The sequence below is a fragment of the Paenibacillus sp. FSL P4-0113 genome (genome assembly GCF_038009305.1).
Lineage (GTDB): Bacteria > Bacillota > Bacilli > Paenibacillales > Paenibacillaceae > Paenibacillus > Paenibacillus polymyxa_D.
Genome location: NZ_JBBPAZ010000001.1, coordinates 932,981 through 950,903, shown reverse-complemented (window position 1 = coordinate 950,903; position 17,923 = coordinate 932,981). Strand labels below are relative to the sequence as shown.

Genomic DNA, 17,923 nt, shown 5'->3' with positions numbered 1-17,923 from the left:
TATGAAAACATGGATATTTGCCGGGCTTTGTGACAAAAGCGATACCTTGTTATACATCAGCAGCATATTAGCAGCTTCCGGCCAACGGGTACTGCTTGTAGATGCTACGCTGCGGGGACGGTATCGGTATAGCATAGGGATGCTTGACAAACCACTTCCCATTACGCAGTTTAGTGGTTTTGATGTAGCAATTGGATTTACAGCATGGGAAGACCTGCATATAGGTATGACGGCTGATCAGAAGGCAGAGCAGGTTTATGACATTGTTATTTTAGATGTAGAGTTACTTGATTTTTGTCCAATTTCTGTTTGGAAAAGGGCAGAACTGCGAGTTTGGGTCAGTGATTATAGCCGCATGCTAATGCATAACGGACAGAATTGGCTTCAGCATTTATTCAGTCAACCTGAATTCCCCAAAGATCTTGTATTTCACAAGCTATTTTTACAGGCCGTGGATTGTGGTCTGGAGGAGCCGTATCTGTGGGAATACATGAATCATTTCCCGGCATCTTGGCAGCAAGAGCCATATATACTGCCATGGGATGAGGGGTTGCTTGCTCTGAAACTGGAAAATGAGCATAAAAAACAGCTAATACTAAAACCGCTATCCAGAATGTATAAGAAAGAACTATGCCGTTGTATTGGGGAATGGATGAGTTGGGAATTAAAGGTGATTCGTCGTGCGCTAAAGCGTGCGGAAAGGAGTAGAGCATGAGTACCATTTTGTTTTGGAGCCCCATTAAGGGGGCTAGTGGAAGTAGCTCTTTGGCGGCAGCAATAGCAATTACCATAGGCAATCTATATAGAGGAAGACTATTATTGACTCATTTGGGTCGTAGACATACTGGTATTGAATCAGGATTACCTATACAAGAGTATGGTATGGATGATCCAACCCTACAGCTTCAGGAAGGGGGCTGGGATGCTGCCGCACGTTTAGTTCTGCGAGGGACACTGTCTAAAGAAAATATTCGTAATTATACGACACCTGTACTCGAACATACTTTGGATGTACTTGAGGGAACCTCCAGCTTTGGAGCTGCACCGCCGTTACTGTCTCCAGGGCTTGTACGGGCAGTAATAGATACAGCGAACCAATATTATGATTTAACGCTAATTGATGCAGGAAGTGGAGCAGGATGGGGGGCTGTACAGCATGAAGCATGTGCACGAGCCAAACTGGCTGTTCTTTCACTCACTCAGAATATGCGAGAGTTAGACGCTTATTTTGAATCCGTGTCTCCGTTATCTACCTACTCATCGTTACCCTTATTAATAGTACTTGGAAAATATGATGTGCATTCTCAAGTGAATGAAGCGAATATTCGCAGGAGATATGGCTACAAAGGTGCTCTGTATACAGTCCCTTATAACACCGGATTTATGGACGCATGGAACCGCAGGGATGTGATCGGCCATGTGCAGCGTGAGGTACGAAGTGGAAAAGGGCAGCCTCGCAAGCTTTTTATGACTGTAGGATGGGCGCAGAGTATACGTCATATCAGCAAAGCTATTCTGGAGGCGGCAGAGTCCGATCTTCGGCTCAAGGCTTTGGAGAGGGGCGCTTAAATGCTGTCCGCTCAAATGATCAACGGATTGATTCTTACCTGTATAGTATTGATGTGCATCGTACTGATTATTGTTAAATATCGAGGGAATTTTCACTCGCGACATTCAACCCTTCGAGTAGAAAAAAAGAATGAAGATGCCACATTCGAAACATTAATAGAGTATATCAAAAATGCACTTCATGAACTAAGTCATAGCCAGATGGCGGATGCCGGATTGCATGAAGAGGAATATAGACGGCGTATCCATCAAAGGGCGGAACTACGCAGGGCATTAAAGGACTGTGCCAATGGTAGCAGTGGAGATAAACGTTTTGTTAAAAATCTGATGGCTGAGCTTCTGATTCACGGTTACGGCTTGAACGAGAAAATCGTCGATACTGTTATGCCATTCTCCAGACCTGAGTTGTTTAGCATACAGGATCAATTCGAAATTATATTTTACCAATACCAGCAGAAGTTTGGCGCTGATGCACTATCACGTTTACTGGATACTTATGACTTGGCCGAAATGAGATATTCACAGCAAGGTGAAGAAGATGGAAGTTATCTCGTTACCGCAGAGGACATTCGTTATATCTATGATTGTGAGTACCGGCCCCTTTCCTTTTTGGAGAAGGTGGATATTATTGTCCAGCGGATTTATCAGCATTATAAAGGCTTTTCCGTCATTGATGATATTCGTGACCAGCGGATCGACGGTGTAAGTGGGGGCGTCAGTGGTATGCCGGAAGGTGGGATTCCTGCATCATCAGACTGGCCTTCCGATGGGTATGTATTTGAACAAACAACTATGCCTACTGCCAATAGTTATGAGAGCGTATGGATTTTTTATAAAGGTAAAACGATCCATCTTTCGTTCCTTTCCTTCGGATCTGAGCGTGAACTTAAAAGGGTGTGCCAAAATATTTACAAATACAATTACCCGGGACAGCTTTCCGAAGCAAATGGTTATAAGGTCAATGAAATGAAGGATGGGTCACGGGTAGTGGTGGTACGACCTCCTTTCTCAGAATCGTGGGCTTTCTTTGTCCGTAAATTTGATATTCAAAGCGCATCGCTGGAACAGTTAATTAAGGGACAAAATGCTGATTTTCCAATCCAGCTACTTTCTTATTTAATGAAAGGCAGCCGGATTACTGCTATCACAGGCGCGCAGGGCTCAGGTAAGACGACGTTGTTAATGGCGATGGTCAAGCACATTTATGCTTCGTATACGCTTCGCGTTCAGGAAATGGCTTTTGAACTGCATCTACGCAGCATCTACAGTCGCCGTAACATTCTTAGCTTTCGAGAAACGGATCATATTTCAGGACAACAAGGGCTTGACTTACAGAAAAAAACAGATGGAACCGTCAATATTCTAGGCGAAGTAGCAAGTGATGAAGTAGCTGCTTGGATGATTCAAATGTCGCAGGTTGCCAGTCTGTTCACCATTTTTACTCATCATGCCAAAACATTTCGTGATCTCGTGTTTTCACTTCGTAATTCATTGCTCAAAACAGGAGTATTTCAGCATGAAGGCATTGCTGAGGAACAGGTAGTTCATGTCATTAACTTTGATGTGCATCTCAAACGTGATGCGGAAGGGCGACGCTACATCGAACGGATCACAGAATGTGTGCCGCGTGACCCGGATCATACGGATGCAGGCTCCAATGCTTCAACGAGCTACAGTTATCGCCACGTTATGGAATATCAGAACGGAAGCTATATACCGATGGAGCCCTTAACAGCCAAAAATGTACAAGAAATGTGTGAGCAGATGAATGTAAATGATGCCAGAGATTTCCGCAGTTTTTTGACCCGCTATTGGGAGGAAGACTATGAGTCTTAAAGAAATTTTATTATGGATTTTACTTATATCAGGTGGGGGCTTTACGCTTCTATATATAGCTTTATGGGGGTTGCGTAAGCGCAGTAGTCATGCAGTTCGCACAGGACGAATTTATTCTGTGAAGGAAGGTCGCAAGGGAAAAGCGGTACTGCAACGTGAGCTACAAGCCTTACTGCATAAGTTGTACACGCTGTGTATGAAGGTCCCTTTCTTGTCCGGATACATCACGAGTATACGTAAGCGACTAGCTGGTCAGCATGCCTACGATGAGTACAAGCTTCGCCTACAGACGATGAAGATGACACTGTTCATCTGGGGAGCTTTTGCTTGCAGTGGTGTTGTGCTGGTCATGATGAAGCCAGGAATAGAGTTTGCTATATTAGCCGTTTTATGCGGAGTGGTAATCAACGGTCTTATTTTGGATATGGCCATTAGCCGGATGGAAAAAAGGCTACTTGCACAGATGATCGAATTATTCGCCAATGTGCGTCACTATTACCATCAGCACGGTATGGTGGAGGAAGCTATATCCGAAGCGGCCGATTTGGCGGAGGCAGAGGCCGGAAGACACGCACGACTCATCCATGAGGCGCTAACAGATGTTGATCCGCACGAAGCATTGGAAAGATACTATGAATCGGCTCCTAATCGATTTTTAAAAGCTTTTGCCGGTATCTCGTATATGGTAATGGAGTTTGGTGATCGGGTTGAGGAGGGTGGCTCCATTTACTTGAAGGGGCTCGGCAGTCTCGCACGCGAAATCCAGTTGGAGTTGCTGCGAAGAAATAAACTGGACTATCTGTTAAAAAGTCTAAACGTGATCGCACTAGCACCTGTTTTCTTTACCATCCCAATCGAGACATGGGCGAGATCCAGCTTTCCCTCCATGGATGAGTTTTATCAGGGAAAATTGGGTTATATCACAAAATTATCCGTTTATATTGTGATAATCGTATCTTATTTCCTATTACAGAAGCTACAACAGACCGACGAGACAGGATATCGTGCGGGTAGAGGACGGAGGGTTTGGGAGCAGAAGCTATACCGTTTTCCTATCATTCGTAATGTGGTGGATTCTTTAATTCCGCGTCAGAATATGTCTTCTTATTTTCAAATAACCCGCCTATTAAAGGAAAGTGGTGCGGAGATTAGGCTGGAGTGGCTCTACATACGCAGAATGGCTCTTTGTATCATAGGATTGGTGCTCAGTATCAGTACGATATTTTTTTTACATGAAGCTGAGAGAACGCATATCCTTCACGCACCAGTGCAATCGGGTCAAATGTTTGGACGTTTAAGTCCGGTGGAGCAAAAAGAAGCTTTGAAGCAGAGTGAGATTGATCGCAAAATCATGCATTCGCTGAACATGAGGTCGAACAGCACATACGAACATACGTACGCTGTTTTAGAGCATAATGCTAATGGAACTGCTACTCCTGAACAGTTATCCACAAATACTTGGCGTATCCTCCAAAAGCTAAAAGATTGGAATGATGAATACATCAAGTGGTGGGAAGTGCTGATTAGTTTGATTGTTGGGTACGCAGCCTATCAAATGCCTATGCTTTTATTATATTTGCAACGAAAAATGCGTCGGTTGGATATGAGGCATGAGGTGTATCAATTTCAAACAGTTATTTCCATTTTACGGGTTATGGAACGAATGTCTGTCGAGGAAATATTGGAGTGGCTGAACAGATTTTCAGTTGTATTCAAAAGACCTCTGCAAAAATGTTTGCTTCATTATGAACATGGGCCAGAGGCAGCTCTCGACTTGCTAAAAGAAGAAGCGCCTTTGCCGGAATTTCAACGTCTCGTGGATAAGCTTCATTTGTCTTTAGGTAAAATTACGATTCGAGAGGCCTTTGATGATTTGGAATCCCATATGTCCTACTATTTCGAACAAAGAAAACAGGAGTATGAAAAAATAATAGACAGTAAGGCTATCTGGGGAAGGATGATTGGTTTTGCCCCGATGTATGGTCTTATCTTTTTATATTTGGTGATTCCGTTGATCGGCATGAGCTTTGTTCAAATGGATAACTATTATGAACAAATACAAAAAATTCAGTAAGAAAGTTAACCTATGACTAATACAAAATAACAAGCTAGGGGAGAAAAATAATGAATAACGCATCAACAGCTTTAAAGGTAGCTGCTGGGATATTTTTGACCATCGCTCTAATTACGATTGTAGTTATACTATTTATTTCAGCCCAGGAGGCGACTAAAACGGCACAAAACAATTTTGCTGATATTCAGACCGAATTGTCTCAAGCCTCTTTTACGGTATATGACGGCACAACGATTAGCGGTTCCCAGGTGACCAATGCGCTGCGAAAGTTTCAGGGGAAGGACCAATTCGGCATTCAGATTAAAACCGGCAAAAATATGGCAGGCCAGTGGTACGGTAATGCTCTGAACATTAGCCCAGACAGTGAACAGTATGGCGCCGTGAATGGTGGCAGTGATAAGACAGGGAAAATCACGAATACACTTAATGAGAAAGAGAATGAATACGTAAATCCGAGTGGTAAATTTAAAGCTGAAATCGTCAAAGACAAATCGAACGTGGTACGTGGGTTGTTGTTTACCCAGTCCTAAGCACTACAGCAGAGATAATAATCATAAAGGGGATGAGAGTATGTCTGATCACGCTTCAAGTATGCTGCGGCTTGGTGTGTCAGTTATTCTGTTCATAACCGCATGTGTAACGGCAGCAGACTTGTCCAGGCAGCTGGATGGTGCACTGGAATTAAGATCACAGCAAGAGGAGCATTCTGAAGGGCGAATAGCCCGTACTGCTGGGGTGGGGTTGCCGGAGCGGATTAAAGGAACTCAGGTCATACAGGCAATTCGCATGAACTTACAGGAGGGGATTTCGATTCAAGTCGACGGGACAGAGTATGATGTATTTTCTGAACCGTTTGAGCCTGATGTATCGACCCTGGATGCTTCCTCATTATATTCCATGTACCCCCAGCGTAATGGGAATGGGGACATAACATCTGTACGTTTTGAGAAATTGGGGGAAGACTGAAGTGGTTCAAACAATATCGAAGCTGTTGGGGGCGCTGCTCGCTGTATTGCTTTTGTACATCGTACCCGCAGCTCAAGCTGCTGAACGGCAGGATGATATATCCGGGTTAAATACATATCATGCAACTGTACGTTTTGTTGATATGGTAAGAACCAAAGGTTACATTACACCGACGATGTATAACGATTTTATGCATGATCTGGAATTGACAGGCAATATGTACGAAGTTGACTTGGAGCATATGCACAAAAAGTATGTACCGGACTATGCAGATGCCGTGAAGCCAGATAGTTTTCTGGGCAATTATGAAGCTGTATATGATGGGTACTATAATTCGCAAATTTTTCTTGTACTGTTTCCTGACAATCAGCAGCCAAAATCAGATCAGACGCGTCGATATACCTTGATGGCCGGGGATTATTTTACGGTCCGGGTACATAATACGAATCGGACTCCTGCGGACTTGTACAAATCATGGCTTTTTGGTGGGGCAGATAGCGGCAAGCCGGCAGTTACAGCTTCTTACGGGGGCATGGTTCTGAATGAAGATTACTGATTTTGCGGTCATATTTATACTTTTGTTTTTGCCCTTTGGTGTAGTTAGTGACTTACGGGTGCAGAATCAGCGTGAAGTGCAGCAGCTAGAAATGAAATATACGTCGGCTCTCCGTACCGCAGTTCAGGATGCAGGGGTTGTGCTCTCACAGAATGAACGTCAGGAACGCGAGGCCGGATACGGATCGGATAAGTTTTTTCGGGTAGATAAAGAAGTAGCGCTGAACACGTTCCTGCACACCCTTTTTCTTAATGTAGGCATTGATGGGGATATAGTAGCACAACGTGCATTATTGGATTACATACCGGCTATTGTAATTCTGGATTATGACGGTTATTATGCGTTCACCTCAGAAGCCTATACAGACGAGCATGGACAAGCTGCTATTGGCCACAAATGGAGCGAAAAAAAGCCATATGCCTATGTTGATTCAGTAGGCAACAGTGTGGGGTTCACCTTGGATAATTATGTGCACGCATACGATACTCGAAATCACAGGTGGGTAGAAGGCTTTCAAAAGGAACTTCAGGATCAGACCGCTATATCTTTGCTGAATAATTCAGAAACTTTTGAGCAAATACGTCGTTCCACCATTGTTCGCAGCGTTCAAGAGGACTTGGCGCGAATTATTAATGTCCATAACGAAAAAGCAGCGCGTAACGGCATAACTTATTCGTTCACGCTACCGATCATTCCGCAAGAGGAGTGGTACAACACGGTAGATGATGTGGGGCTGATCGCGTTTATCCAAGGCATTCCGGTCGGAGACAGGTATTACAATAACTATGGATTTGGTGGTGGGAGAGTCGTTAGAAAGCAAGACATTATCGGTGGCATAGAACCAGATACTGGAATAAAGTATTTTTATAGAGATTCATGTCCAGCTCCCTTTAAAGCGAGTGAACGTTTCACGGATGAAAAATCTGCAGCAGCTGCGGGTTACTTTGAGTACAAATGTTATAATGGCTTAAAATAATCACCCTCATGGGTGGTTTTTCTTTTTTTAGGCAGATCCATACCAAAAAACCTTAAAATTCACTGTTTTCAATATTCCGATATGGTTGCAGAATGTGCTACAATAAAGCTTTGAGAGAAACGAAATGCATATGAAATAAGAACAGTCGGCAATGCCGATGACAATAAGGAGCCAAAAACAGCTTATGAGTTTATTGACTGTAGAAAATGTATCCCACAACTTTGGGGACCGCGCATTATTTAAAAATGTTTCCTTTCGATTGCTTGCGGGGGAACGTGTAGGTTTGGTAGGAGCTAACGGTGTTGGTAAATCGACACTCATGAACATTCTCACTGGAAAATTGCTTAAGGATGAGGGTAAAGTGGAATGGACTCCACGTGTGCGTTACGGCTATCTGGATCAGCATACCAAGCTGACACCGGGCAAAACGGTACGTGATGTATTGAAGGATGCTTTTCTTCCTTTGTTGGAATTGGAAAAGGAAATGATGCAGATTACTGACAAAATGGGGGATGCTTCTCCTGATGAGTTGGAAGTGTTGCTGGAACAGATGGGGGAAATTCAGGAGCAACTGGATATGGGGGATTTTTACCTCATTGATGTAAAGGTTGAAGAGATGGCGAATGGACTAGGTCTGTCGGCCATAGGACTGGATCGGGATGTATCCGCACTTAGCGGCGGGCAACGGACAAAGGTTCTTCTTGCTAAGTTGCTGTTGGAAAAGCCGAACGTCCTGTTGCTGGATGAACCTACCAACTATTTGGATGTAGAGCATATTGAATGGCTTACGCGCTATTTGAAGGATTATCCTTATGCTTTTATTCTTATTTCACATGATACTGAATTTATGAACCAGGTCGTTAATGTTATTTACCATCTTGAATTTGCCAAGATGACCCGTTATTCAGCTAATTATGAAAAGTTTCTCGAAATGGCGGATCTGAACAAAGCCCAGCATATTGATGCTTATGAGAAGCAACAGGATTTTATTAAGAAACAGGAAGATTTTATTCAGCGTAATAAAGCGCGTGCCTCTACATCAGGCCGAGCAAAGAGCCGTGAAAAGCAGCTTGATCGGATCGAACGTATTGATAAGCCTGAAGAAGCCGCAAAACCAACCTTTCAATTCAAAGAGGCACGTGCAAGCGGAAAGACGGTATTTGAGGGTATTGATTTTGAGATTGGTTATACACATGCCCTTTTGCCTAAAATGTCCATGACGATTGAACGTGGCGAAAAGATTGCAATTGTCGGCTACAATGGTGTCGGTAAATCGACATTGCTCAAAACCATATTGGGAAAAATTCCGCCAATCAGTGGAAAAACTTATCAAGGTGATTTTTTGCAGCCCGCTTATTTTGAGCAGGAAGTAAAGGCCGAGAAAATTACACCGATTGACGATGTGTGGAATGAATTTCCGCATTTGAACCAGCATGAAGTACGAGCGCATTTGGCGCGTTGCGGTTTGAAAAATGAGCATATCACGCGTCCGCTATCTGCGCTCAGTGGTGGAGAACAGGCTAAAGTCCGTCTTTGCAAACTGTTAATGCGTGAAAGCAACTGGGTACTGTTCGATGAGCCTACCAACCACTTGGATGTTAAAGCAAAGGATGAGCTGAAACGTGCCTTGAAGGAATACAAAGGGACCGTATTGCTTGTATCTCACGAACCGGACTTTTACGAGGATTGGGTAACCAAAACGTGGAATGTGGAAGAGTGGTCAAGTAAAGTTAACTAAAATCAGCTAAATCCAGTTCCAGCAAATTTCACACGAAGTGGGGTTTGCAGAATTAGAAAAATATGCTAAGCTATCTTTAGCTTATACAATAAAATAGTCACACTAGGGGAGCCGCCCATGCGGCTGAGACGGAATAAATGGATTTCGGACCCTTTGCACCTGATCTGGGTTATGCCAGCGTAGGGAAGTGAGCGCCGTACAAACAAGGCAACACCATCTTTATTTTTGTTTGTGCGTGGGACGATACACGTATACGGATATCATGGTCCGTTCGATTATTGGACGTTCGTTAAACCACTTCCTTGGGGAAGTGGTTTTTTTGCGTTTCGTTCATTTTAAGTAGTTCGAGCTTCCGTAGACGATTCACATATAATCCCCTTTCATTCCTGCTGGTAGACGTGGCTGGCTAAGCTTAGATCCTTTAGTCCAATGTGAGGTGAAGACAAAATCGAATTACACGCAATTTCGATGGAAAAGGGCACTTTTGCACAAGCCGCCCAAGTGGCTGCTGTGATTTGTCCGTATGTTCATTATGTACACGCACGTTTAAAACAGAATGGTGCCTCTGCATTGCTTTCTTTGACTCGCAGCCTGGTGGAGCAGGAAGTTCCTTTGCAACAAATTGTAGTAAATGATCGTGTGGATGTAGCTTTACTTACTTTGGTCGGAGCCGTTCAATTACCAGCTAATGGATTACCTGTTGTGGATGTGAAAAGCCTACTTCCAAAGGGTACACGCTGTGGAGTGTCTGTACATTCCTTGGAGGAGATGCAAATTGCTGAGCGGGCAGGAGCGGACTATGTACTTTATGGTCACGTATATGAGACCCATTGTAAGCCCGGTATTGTACCGCGGGGTTTAGCTCAGCTTGAACATATTTGCAGACTGTCAAACATTCCGGTGATTGCGCTAGGCGGCATACAACCGCATCATATCCCGGAGCTTTATAGGGCCGGAGCAAGCGGAATTGCGGTGATGTCTGGTATATGGGAGGCTGAGTCGCCCGTTGCAGCTGCAATGGAGTATAGGCGAATGGCAGACCTTGTAGTTCACAGCCTGTAGCGAGAAAACGAGAGTAGAGGCAAGCTGAAAGCAGAAGGGTTTATGGAGAGGAGATACGGAACAAATGCTAAAGATACACACAGAGGAAAGAGTGATTGGACACGCTGAATGCTTGGTCATAGGTGGAGGTGTCATCGGCAGTTCCATTGCTTATCATGTGGCCAAGGAGGGAAGAAGTACGATTATGCTGGAACGATTGATCCCGGGTGAGGGAGCCTCAGGAGCAGCGGTTGGAATGCTGGCAGCGGAAAGTGAAGAGTTCACCGACTCTGAGCTATCACGATTTGCTCGCATAAGTCGAGATGCATTCCCTGAGCTTGTCTGTGATCTAGAGCGTTTGTCAGGTATTTCGGTGGAATTCCGTACTGAAGGGTTTGTGACCCCTTTCCGTACGGAGACTGAAGGCCAAAAACGCTGGAAAGCTGCTAAAACGCGAGAGGGTGATTGTCCTATCTGGTGGGATGCGAAAGAATTGGCCCGACGAATTCCAGGTTTGGATGAACAAGCGATCGGGGCAATATATCGTTCAAAGGAGACACAAGTGGCTCCTGTCCAGCTTTGCCGTGCTTATGCAGGTGCTGCTGCGGTGCTGGGAGCAACGGTATGGTCTGGTACACAGGCAGAGCAACTGGTCATACAGGATGGTCGAGTTTGCGGTGTCCGAACAGATAGTGGCTTTTTTTCCTGCGATCAGGTCATTATTGCCGGAGGCTTGGATAGCATGAAATTGCTAGCGCAGGTTGGGTTTGAATATCCACTTTATCCGGTCAAGGGCGAAGCGGTAGCGGTCTCCTTGAAGGATCACCCGTTAGAATATACCATTTATGCTGATGATATTTACCTCGTGCCTAAACAGAATAACGAGCTTTGGATTGGGGCAACGAGCCTTCCACATCAATATGACGAAGAGGTGACCGTAGGAGGCTTGGAGGGGTTGCTGGCACGTGCCTCTGCCTGGCTGCCGCGCGTCCGTGAAGCTTCTTTTATACGCGCTTGGGCGGGCTTACGTCCGCAGGCTGTATCAGGTCATCCTTTTATAGGCATTGTTCCTGGGGTCGAGGGCGTATATGCTGCAGTCGGGCATTATCGCAACGGTGTCCTGCTGAGTGATGCTACCGGGCGTGCGATGGCAGCTATGCTTAATGGGGCTTGTGCAGCAGAATTTGGGATAAGTAGTTTTTCTTCTGAGCTCCTCAAGGAGAAAAGCTTATGAAGCTGACGATTAACGGCCAGAGCCTGACCTTTTCTAATCGAATCACTCATGTGAATCAATTGCTACATGAGCTTGATGTAAAGGTGAAAACCGTAGTGGTGGAGCTGAATCGGCATATATTGACCCGTGAAGATCATGATGAAGCGGTACTGAAAGATGGAGATTGCCTAGAGATTGTACATTTTGTGGGAGGCGGTTGATTATGTTAACCATTGGAAAAGCATCTTTTACCTCGAGGTTGTTGTTGGGAACAGGAAAATTCTCTGATCTAGATATCCAATCCCAAGCCGTAGAGGCTGCTGAGACGGAAATATTGACGTTTGCTGTACGGAGATTGAACTTGGAGGAACGGGATAAGCAGCATTTTCTCGATATGCTGGATTTGAGCCGGTATACACTTCTTCCCAACACAGCAGGGGCTACAACAGCAGAGGAGGCGATTCGTATTGCCAAATTGGCAAAAGCCTCCGGCCTGTGCGATATGATTAAGGTGGAAGTCATTGGGGATAGCAAGACACTGCTGCCGGACCCATTTGAAACGTTGAAAGCTAGTGAAAAGCTGTTAGAAGAAGGCTTTATCGTGCTGCCCTACATATCGGACGATGTGATTCTAGCAAAGAGGCTACAAGAGCTTGGGGTACATGCCGTTATGCCTGGAGCTTCACCGATTGGTACAGGACATGGTTTGCTTAATCCGTTTTCATTAGGTCTAATTATTGAACAGGCGGAGGTTCCGGTTATTGTCGATGCGGGTATTCGCTCACCCGGTGACGCGGCAATAGCGATGCAGTTAGGGGCAGATGCTGTTTTGTTGAATACAGCCGTATCAGGAGCGAAGGACCCGGTAAAAATGGCCGAGGCCATGAAACTGGCTGTTCGTGCTGGAAGATATGGTTTTGAGGCGGGCATGATTCCTGTAAAGCGTTACGCTTCAGCAAGCAGTCCGACAGAAGGTATGGTTCAGGCATGAAGGTAACTGACAAATCCGGTGCAGGAGGAACACATCCAAGTGATCGTTATTCCAGACAGGAAAGATTCGCGCCCTTTGGACCGACAGGACAACGCCGGCTTGCTTCCTCTCACGTACTAATCATAGGTACCGGAGCGTTAGGTACAGGTATTGCGGAAACGCTCGTTCGCGGGGGTGTAGGTACGGTGAGCCTCGTAGATCGGGATTACGTGGAATGGAGCAATTTGCAGCGTCAGCAGCTTTTTCAGGAAAGTGATGCTGCGCAAAGATGTCCCAAAGCAGTAGCTGCTCAGCGAAGATTAAAGGATATTAATTCGGAAACGGTTATACATGCGCATGTACTGGATGTTGGGGTGGAAGAACTGGAAGAGTTGATTCAAGGGGTAGATCTCATAATGGATGCAACCGATAATTTCGATACCCGACTTCTTATGAACGACATGGCACTCAAGCATGGGATTCCATGGATTTATGGGGGATGTGTGGGCAGTTATGGTGTAACCTACACCATTTTACCGGGTCAAACGCCTTGTCTTCACTGTCTGCTGGGAACTGTACCGTTTGGTGGGGAAACCTGTGATACCGCCGGGATTATTCCGCAGGCTGTACAGATGGTAACGGCTAACCAAACTACGGAAGCCTTCAAACTTCTTGGCGGATATCCGGAAGATTTGAGAGGAAAGCTACTTTCGTTTGATTTGTGGAAAAATGAGTATGTAGCGATAGCAGTAGATAGCGTTAAAAAGGAGAACTGTCCTTCTTGCGGTAGCCAACCGACGTATCCATATTTGTCGGCCTCTCATCGGCAGAAAACAGATGTTTTGTGCGGCAGGGATACCGTTCAAATTAGACCAGCAAACCCGATACATCTGAATCTTGCAGAAACGGCAGATAGATTTGCTTCTTTGGGAGAGGGGGAAGTAGAGCGAAATCCGTTTTTGGTTTCCTTTAGTACAAGCGAGCATCGCTTGGTTGTTTTTGCAGATGGCAGAGCGCTGATCCATGGGACAAAGGACGTGGCAAAAGCAAGAAGTCTGTATCATCGCTATTTGGGTTAAACCATAAAAGCAGAAAGCCATTCTTTGGAGAATGATTTTCTGCTTTTTTGTTACAATAATATTAATATGCTTTAATGGATTATAACACAAACTTGTTCGTATCCAATATGTAATGCTATGTCCAAACCAGGTGGGTGAAAAGATGAGCCCGTTAATTTTGCTTGTGAATGTAAATGAAGCGTCTCCCGTAATTGTTCGTCCATTGGAGCAGGCAGGTTATCAGGTGGTACATGTTAGCAATACGACGGATGCAAGCTCTTATGTAGCCCATAATCCTGTGGATTTGTTACTGCTCAATATAGAAGAAGAACAGACGGTTTCGCAAGGCTTGCTTCGCACATGGCAGCAATACCATCCTCATGTCCCGCTATTAGCAATGACTTCATCAGATGAGGAAGACCATATTGTTTCCTGTTTTGAACAAGGAGCACATGATGTGATCGTTCTGCCCTTTTATCCTAGGGTTTTTCAGGCTAGAGTGGCTAATTTATTGCGAATTTTTGGTATTGAACGTGATGTGAAAAGGGCGATCGAGGCGGGTGATATACATATAGACAATGCAAGCAGAATGGTGAGCAGAGCGGGACAAAAGCTGGAATTAACTCCGAAAGAATTCGATCTTTTGCTTCATCTGGCGATACATCTTAACCAAGTTTGTAGCAGACAGCAAATTCTGAAGGATGTTTGGAAACATGATTATATCGTTGATACGAACGTTGTAGACGTCTATATCAGACATTTGAGGGTTAAAGTAGATAAGGGGTATAAGTTTAAAATGATCCGTACGGAACGAGGTATTGGTTATTCACTCAGAACACCAACCGTATCAGAATAGTATTGGGCATATAAAAAAAACCGGAACTTTTCGTCCCGGCTCGCATATTTCAAAATGAGTTTCATACTACAGCACGCGGCGTGCTTTAATGTATGTTCTTTTCCAGTTGCCAGAGTTCAAATCGGAGATGGTCACGCCAGGTCCGCCGTAAGTGTGCAAAATTTTACCCCCGCCCATATAGACTGCTACGTGGGTAATGTTGCGTCCTGTAGCACGACTACCGCTTGAAAAGAAAACTAAGTCGCCTTTTTTCAAATTGGACTTGGATACGGCATGTCCAACTTTAGACTGTTGAACAGAAGTACGCGGCAAATTTACTCCGTATTTCTTGAATATGTGCTTCATGAAAGAAGAACAGTCAAAATTACGTGTAGTGCTTGTGGAAGCTCCAAACTTATAAGGAGTTCCCATATATTTTTCACCGTAGTTAATTACTTTTTGGCCTACTGAAGTCGTAGTGGCGGCTTGTGCCGTATTTGTTCCCTCAATTGCAAAAGTACCAAAGCCGATCGTGGCTGCGACCCCTGCTATAATTACCTTTTTTATGATTTTCTGCATATTCATGTTGTAAGTACCTCCAAAAATTGATTTGTGCAATATTTTGCTGAGTTGCTAACTAACTGACAGCGTTGAGTATAACAGTTTTGAAGCCGCCTAATAGTTGGAAAAGAACGCTCAAATGCTTGAGGGACAAGACTTACACAGTGATTATTAAAAAACCATTAAAAATTACAATTTGTAAAAAATATATCGATTCATAAATCTCTATAAACGGAAAAACCCTTGTTCATCAAGGGTTTTGGGTGAAAAACAATTTATACAATGGTTACAACAATGTCATAATTAATCCTTGCTTTGAATAACGAGTAGTAGACCGCTTTTGATGGAAATCGTACCTTTTGAAGCCGTTAGCTTATTACTGACAGCACGCGATTGTCCCATTTTGAGGGTGGCATTATGCAGCGGATACATAAATCCTTCCAGTTGTATGCCTGTTACTTCGGAGGTCATAGGAAGCAGGGATGTATATGTATAGCCCATAGGCTGGATCTCAAGCGTTGATCCGGTGAGCTCAATATAATTATGTGCGTCCATAATAGCGCAGCTAATATGATGCTGCATTGCGCGTACCAATATTTGAACATTAGCCAATGTGTGGTCCATCCGGGTACCAGTCACACCAAGCATCAGTACATGATCTGCCTGTTCGTCCATAGCGATTTCTAAAGCAAGCTCAGTATCTGTTAAGTCTTTAAGTACTGGATCGCACGCAATCATACGTTGGCTTGCTGATTCTACCTTTTCTTTTTCCTCTGGTGTGATTGAATCAAAATCTCCTACAGAGATATGTGGTGTAATACCGTGCTCGATCAGGAAAAGAGCACCTTTATCTGCACCTATAATAAAATCATCGGGCTGTATTTGATGTAAATCTTCTTCATTAAGACGACCACCTGAAAATACAATCGCTCGTTTTTTTGTCATAATCAACATCCTTTCTTTCTGATACTATCCTATATATACCATCGTTTTTAAGTATACCGCGTTAAATATGGCTTGCACAATTTTGGAGGACATGGCTACAATGAAACAGAAAAAAGGAAGTGTAACGTGTAATAGGAAGGAGAACGAAATGATTAACGTTTTGTTTGTGTGTTTGGGCAATATTTGCCGCTCTCCGATGGGGGAGGCAATACTGAGACATAAAGCGCAGGAACGGGGATTGGGTGCAGAAATCGGGGTGGACTCGGCCGGGACAGGCGACTGGCACATCGGAAATCCTCCGCATGAGGGAACACTAAAGCAACTTAAACTGCATGGAATCAGCGAACAAGGCATACAGGCGCGGCAAATAACGGGCCGTGATTTTGACGCGTTTGATTATATTGTGTGCATGGATGACTCTAATGAACGAAACATGCGAAAGATTGCAGGTGGAGCGGAGGCAGATATTCTAAAATTTATGGATTTGCTCCCTCAAGAAAAATTAAGAGAAGTACCCGACCCATATTTTACAGGGAATTTTGAAGAGACCTATCGATTAATGGACGCAGGTTGCGACGCCTTGCTGGACAAGATCGTAGAAGAAAAGCTATAATGTGAACGACAGATGACGGCAATCATTGCCGTTTTTCGTTATACATTTGTGAAAGCGCAACCAAATCATGAAAAAGAAGAAGGAGCTTTATAACCTAGTAGGTCAAATGCTCCATTCCCTTTTAGTTACCTTGGAGAATTTACTCAGGCGCGATCCAAAAAATACATTAGCGCGTCAGGCAACTCGTTTTGCCAAAAGCCCCACAAATGTTTGCCATCCTTTTCACGGTAAGAAACTTCAGCGTTCCGTTCGCGCAGCAAATCTGCGCATTGACGGTTAAGCTCTACAAAGTTGTAAATGCCAGTATCACTCTCAAATGCATCTTCCTGAAGGCCAACCGTCATCCACACCCGCAAATGAGACAGATCTTTCTCACGGGCGATGATTTCCTGCGAAGCTTCATAGTAAGCACCTGAGAGGCTGATAATGCGGTTGAACAACTGAGGATACATCAAAGCCAAATGCAGAGACACACTGCCTCCCAGTGAATCCCCCGCCAAAATACGGGACGCTGCATCTTTTCTTATAGGATACTTTTGCTCTACATAGGGAATAATCTCTTCTGCAAAACAGGCGGTATACGCCTCAAAACGATTGCCAAAGGGAGCATACTCCTGCGTTCGAATTTTTGTATTCACTTCCACACCTACAATAATGAAGGGTTCGACGCCCTCATCTAGAATGAGGCGGTTGGCATGAGTTGCAATGCGGCCAAAATTGAAAAATTCTTCTCCGTCCTGACAGTACACGACCGGGTAGCTCAATATTTCATTATAGCCGGGCGGCAAATAAATCCGAAGAGTTCTGGTCTCGCCAAGAAAGCGGCTGTCTACTTCGTCTTTAAGGATGGTTCGTTTTAAATACCGAGAATCCGTCATTTTTCGTCACCTTTCTTGGGTATTATTTTGCATTCGGGATCACAATAAGTTAAGATTACCCTGATTGCAATAGATGTTTAAAATTTCAATCATG

The 17,923-nt window shown here is 44.3% G+C and carries 19 protein-coding genes and 1 riboswitch; of the genes, 16 read left to right on the top strand and 3 right to left on the bottom strand.

The features are described from left to right. Position 1 precedes the first annotated feature (1 nt). The 15 genes from MKX46_RS03545 (at position 2) to MKX46_RS03475 (ending at position 14,853) form a co-directional block, all read left to right on the top strand. The gene (locus MKX46_RS03545) at positions 2 to 715 is read left to right on the top strand and encodes a hypothetical protein (protein ID WP_039271283.1); all 714 of its coding nucleotides are present in this window, start codon (positions 2 to 4) and stop codon (positions 713 to 715) included. Beyond that, the gene (locus MKX46_RS03540; protein WP_165146657.1) at positions 712 to 1,569 is read left to right on the top strand and encodes a hypothetical protein; all 858 of its coding nucleotides are present in this window, start codon (positions 712 to 714) and stop codon (positions 1,567 to 1,569) included. The genes MKX46_RS03545 and MKX46_RS03540 overlap by 4 nt, the downstream gene beginning before the upstream one ends. Next, positions 1,570 to 3,405, top strand: a complete 1,836-nt coding sequence (locus MKX46_RS03535) for an ATPase, T2SS/T4P/T4SS family (RefSeq protein WP_069011706.1) — start codon at positions 1,570 to 1,572, stop codon at positions 3,403 to 3,405. After that, positions 3,395 to 5,479 carry a hypothetical protein gene (locus MKX46_RS03530; protein WP_341070917.1) on the top strand — a complete coding sequence of 695 codons (2,085 nt, stop codon included), beginning with the start codon at positions 3,395 to 3,397 and terminating at the stop codon, positions 5,477 to 5,479. Before MKX46_RS03535 ends, MKX46_RS03530 begins: the two co-directional genes overlap by 11 nt. A 50-nt stretch (positions 5,480 to 5,529) precedes the next feature. Beyond that, positions 5,530 to 6,009 carry a hypothetical protein gene (locus MKX46_RS03525; RefSeq protein ID WP_023988985.1) on the top strand — a complete coding sequence of 160 codons (480 nt, stop codon included), beginning with the start codon at positions 5,530 to 5,532 and terminating at the stop codon, positions 6,007 to 6,009. Positions 6,010 to 6,049: 40 nt separating this feature from the next. Beyond that, positions 6,050 to 6,445: a hypothetical protein gene (locus MKX46_RS03520; protein WP_341070916.1), complete on the top strand. Its 396-nt coding sequence runs from the start codon at positions 6,050 to 6,052 to the stop codon at positions 6,443 to 6,445. A 1-nt stretch (position 6,446) separates the two neighbouring features. Beyond that, positions 6,447 to 7,001, top strand: a complete 555-nt coding sequence (locus MKX46_RS03515) for a hypothetical protein (RefSeq protein ID WP_341070915.1) — start codon at positions 6,447 to 6,449, stop codon at positions 6,999 to 7,001. Beyond that, entirely contained in the window at positions 6,988 to 7,977 is a 990-nt protein-coding gene (locus tag MKX46_RS03510; RefSeq protein WP_341070914.1) for a hypothetical protein, read from the top strand. The genes MKX46_RS03515 and MKX46_RS03510 overlap by 14 nt, the downstream gene beginning before the upstream one ends. A 184-nt stretch (positions 7,978 to 8,161) precedes the next feature. Continuing rightward, positions 8,162 to 9,715: an ABC-F family ATP-binding cassette domain-containing protein gene (locus MKX46_RS03505; RefSeq protein WP_029517433.1), complete on the top strand. Its 1,554-nt coding sequence runs from the start codon at positions 8,162 to 8,164 to the stop codon at positions 9,713 to 9,715. A gap of 94 nt (positions 9,716 to 9,809) precedes the next feature. Further along, positions 9,810 to 9,918, top strand: a riboswitch (TPP riboswitch). A gap of 265 nt (positions 9,919 to 10,183) precedes the next feature. Further along, positions 10,184 to 10,777 carry a thiamine phosphate synthase gene (locus tag MKX46_RS03500; RefSeq protein WP_029517434.1) on the top strand — a complete coding sequence of 198 codons (594 nt, stop codon included), beginning with the start codon at positions 10,184 to 10,186 and terminating at the stop codon, positions 10,775 to 10,777. A gap of 64 nt (positions 10,778 to 10,841) precedes the next feature. Next, a complete protein-coding gene (gene thiO / locus MKX46_RS03495; RefSeq protein ID WP_341070913.1) occupies positions 10,842 to 11,990 on the top strand; it encodes a glycine oxidase ThiO in 1,149 nt (382 codons plus the stop codon). Next, a complete protein-coding gene (thiS, locus tag MKX46_RS03490; RefSeq protein ID WP_029517436.1) occupies positions 11,987 to 12,190 on the top strand; it encodes a sulfur carrier protein ThiS in 204 nt (67 codons plus the stop codon). Before thiO ends, thiS begins: the two co-directional genes overlap by 4 nt. Positions 12,191 to 12,192: 2 nt before the next feature. Beyond that, positions 12,193 to 12,960: a thiazole synthase gene (locus tag MKX46_RS03485; RefSeq protein ID WP_341070912.1), complete on the top strand. Its 768-nt coding sequence runs from the start codon at positions 12,193 to 12,195 to the stop codon at positions 12,958 to 12,960. Continuing rightward, complete coding sequence (locus MKX46_RS03480; RefSeq protein WP_341070911.1) at positions 12,957 to 14,018, top strand: ThiF family adenylyltransferase; 1,062 nt, start codon at positions 12,957 to 12,959, stop codon at positions 14,016 to 14,018. The genes MKX46_RS03485 and MKX46_RS03480 overlap by 4 nt, the downstream gene beginning before the upstream one ends. A 142-nt stretch (positions 14,019 to 14,160) precedes the next feature. Then, on the top strand, positions 14,161 to 14,853 hold the full coding sequence (locus MKX46_RS03475) for a response regulator transcription factor (RefSeq protein WP_341070910.1): 693 nt from the start codon (positions 14,161 to 14,163) through the stop codon (positions 14,851 to 14,853). A 66-nt stretch (positions 14,854 to 14,919) separates the two neighbouring features. Here the strand turns inward: MKX46_RS03475 and MKX46_RS03470 are convergent, their stop codons facing one another. Next, on the bottom strand, positions 14,920 to 15,417 hold the full coding sequence (locus tag MKX46_RS03470; RefSeq protein WP_069011717.1) for a C40 family peptidase: 498 nt from the start codon (positions 15,415 to 15,417) through the stop codon (positions 14,920 to 14,922). A gap of 279 nt (positions 15,418 to 15,696) precedes the next feature. Then, the gene (locus MKX46_RS03465) at positions 15,697 to 16,338 is read right to left on the bottom strand and encodes a thiamine diphosphokinase (RefSeq protein ID WP_341070909.1); all 642 of its coding nucleotides are present in this window, start codon (positions 16,336 to 16,338) and stop codon (positions 15,697 to 15,699) included. Between the two features lie 148 nt (positions 16,339 to 16,486). Here MKX46_RS03465 and MKX46_RS03460 point away from each other — a divergent pair, with 148 nt between their 5' ends. After that, positions 16,487 to 16,951, top strand: a complete 465-nt coding sequence (locus MKX46_RS03460) for a low molecular weight protein-tyrosine-phosphatase (RefSeq protein ID WP_029517442.1) — start codon at positions 16,487 to 16,489, stop codon at positions 16,949 to 16,951. Between the two features lie 143 nt (positions 16,952 to 17,094). Here MKX46_RS03460 and MKX46_RS03455 read toward each other — a convergent pair whose 3' ends face one another. Further along, on the bottom strand, positions 17,095 to 17,829 hold the full coding sequence (locus tag MKX46_RS03455) for an alpha/beta hydrolase (RefSeq protein ID WP_025724149.1): 735 nt from the start codon (positions 17,827 to 17,829) through the stop codon (positions 17,095 to 17,097). Between the last annotated feature and the right edge of the window lie 94 nt (positions 17,830 to 17,923).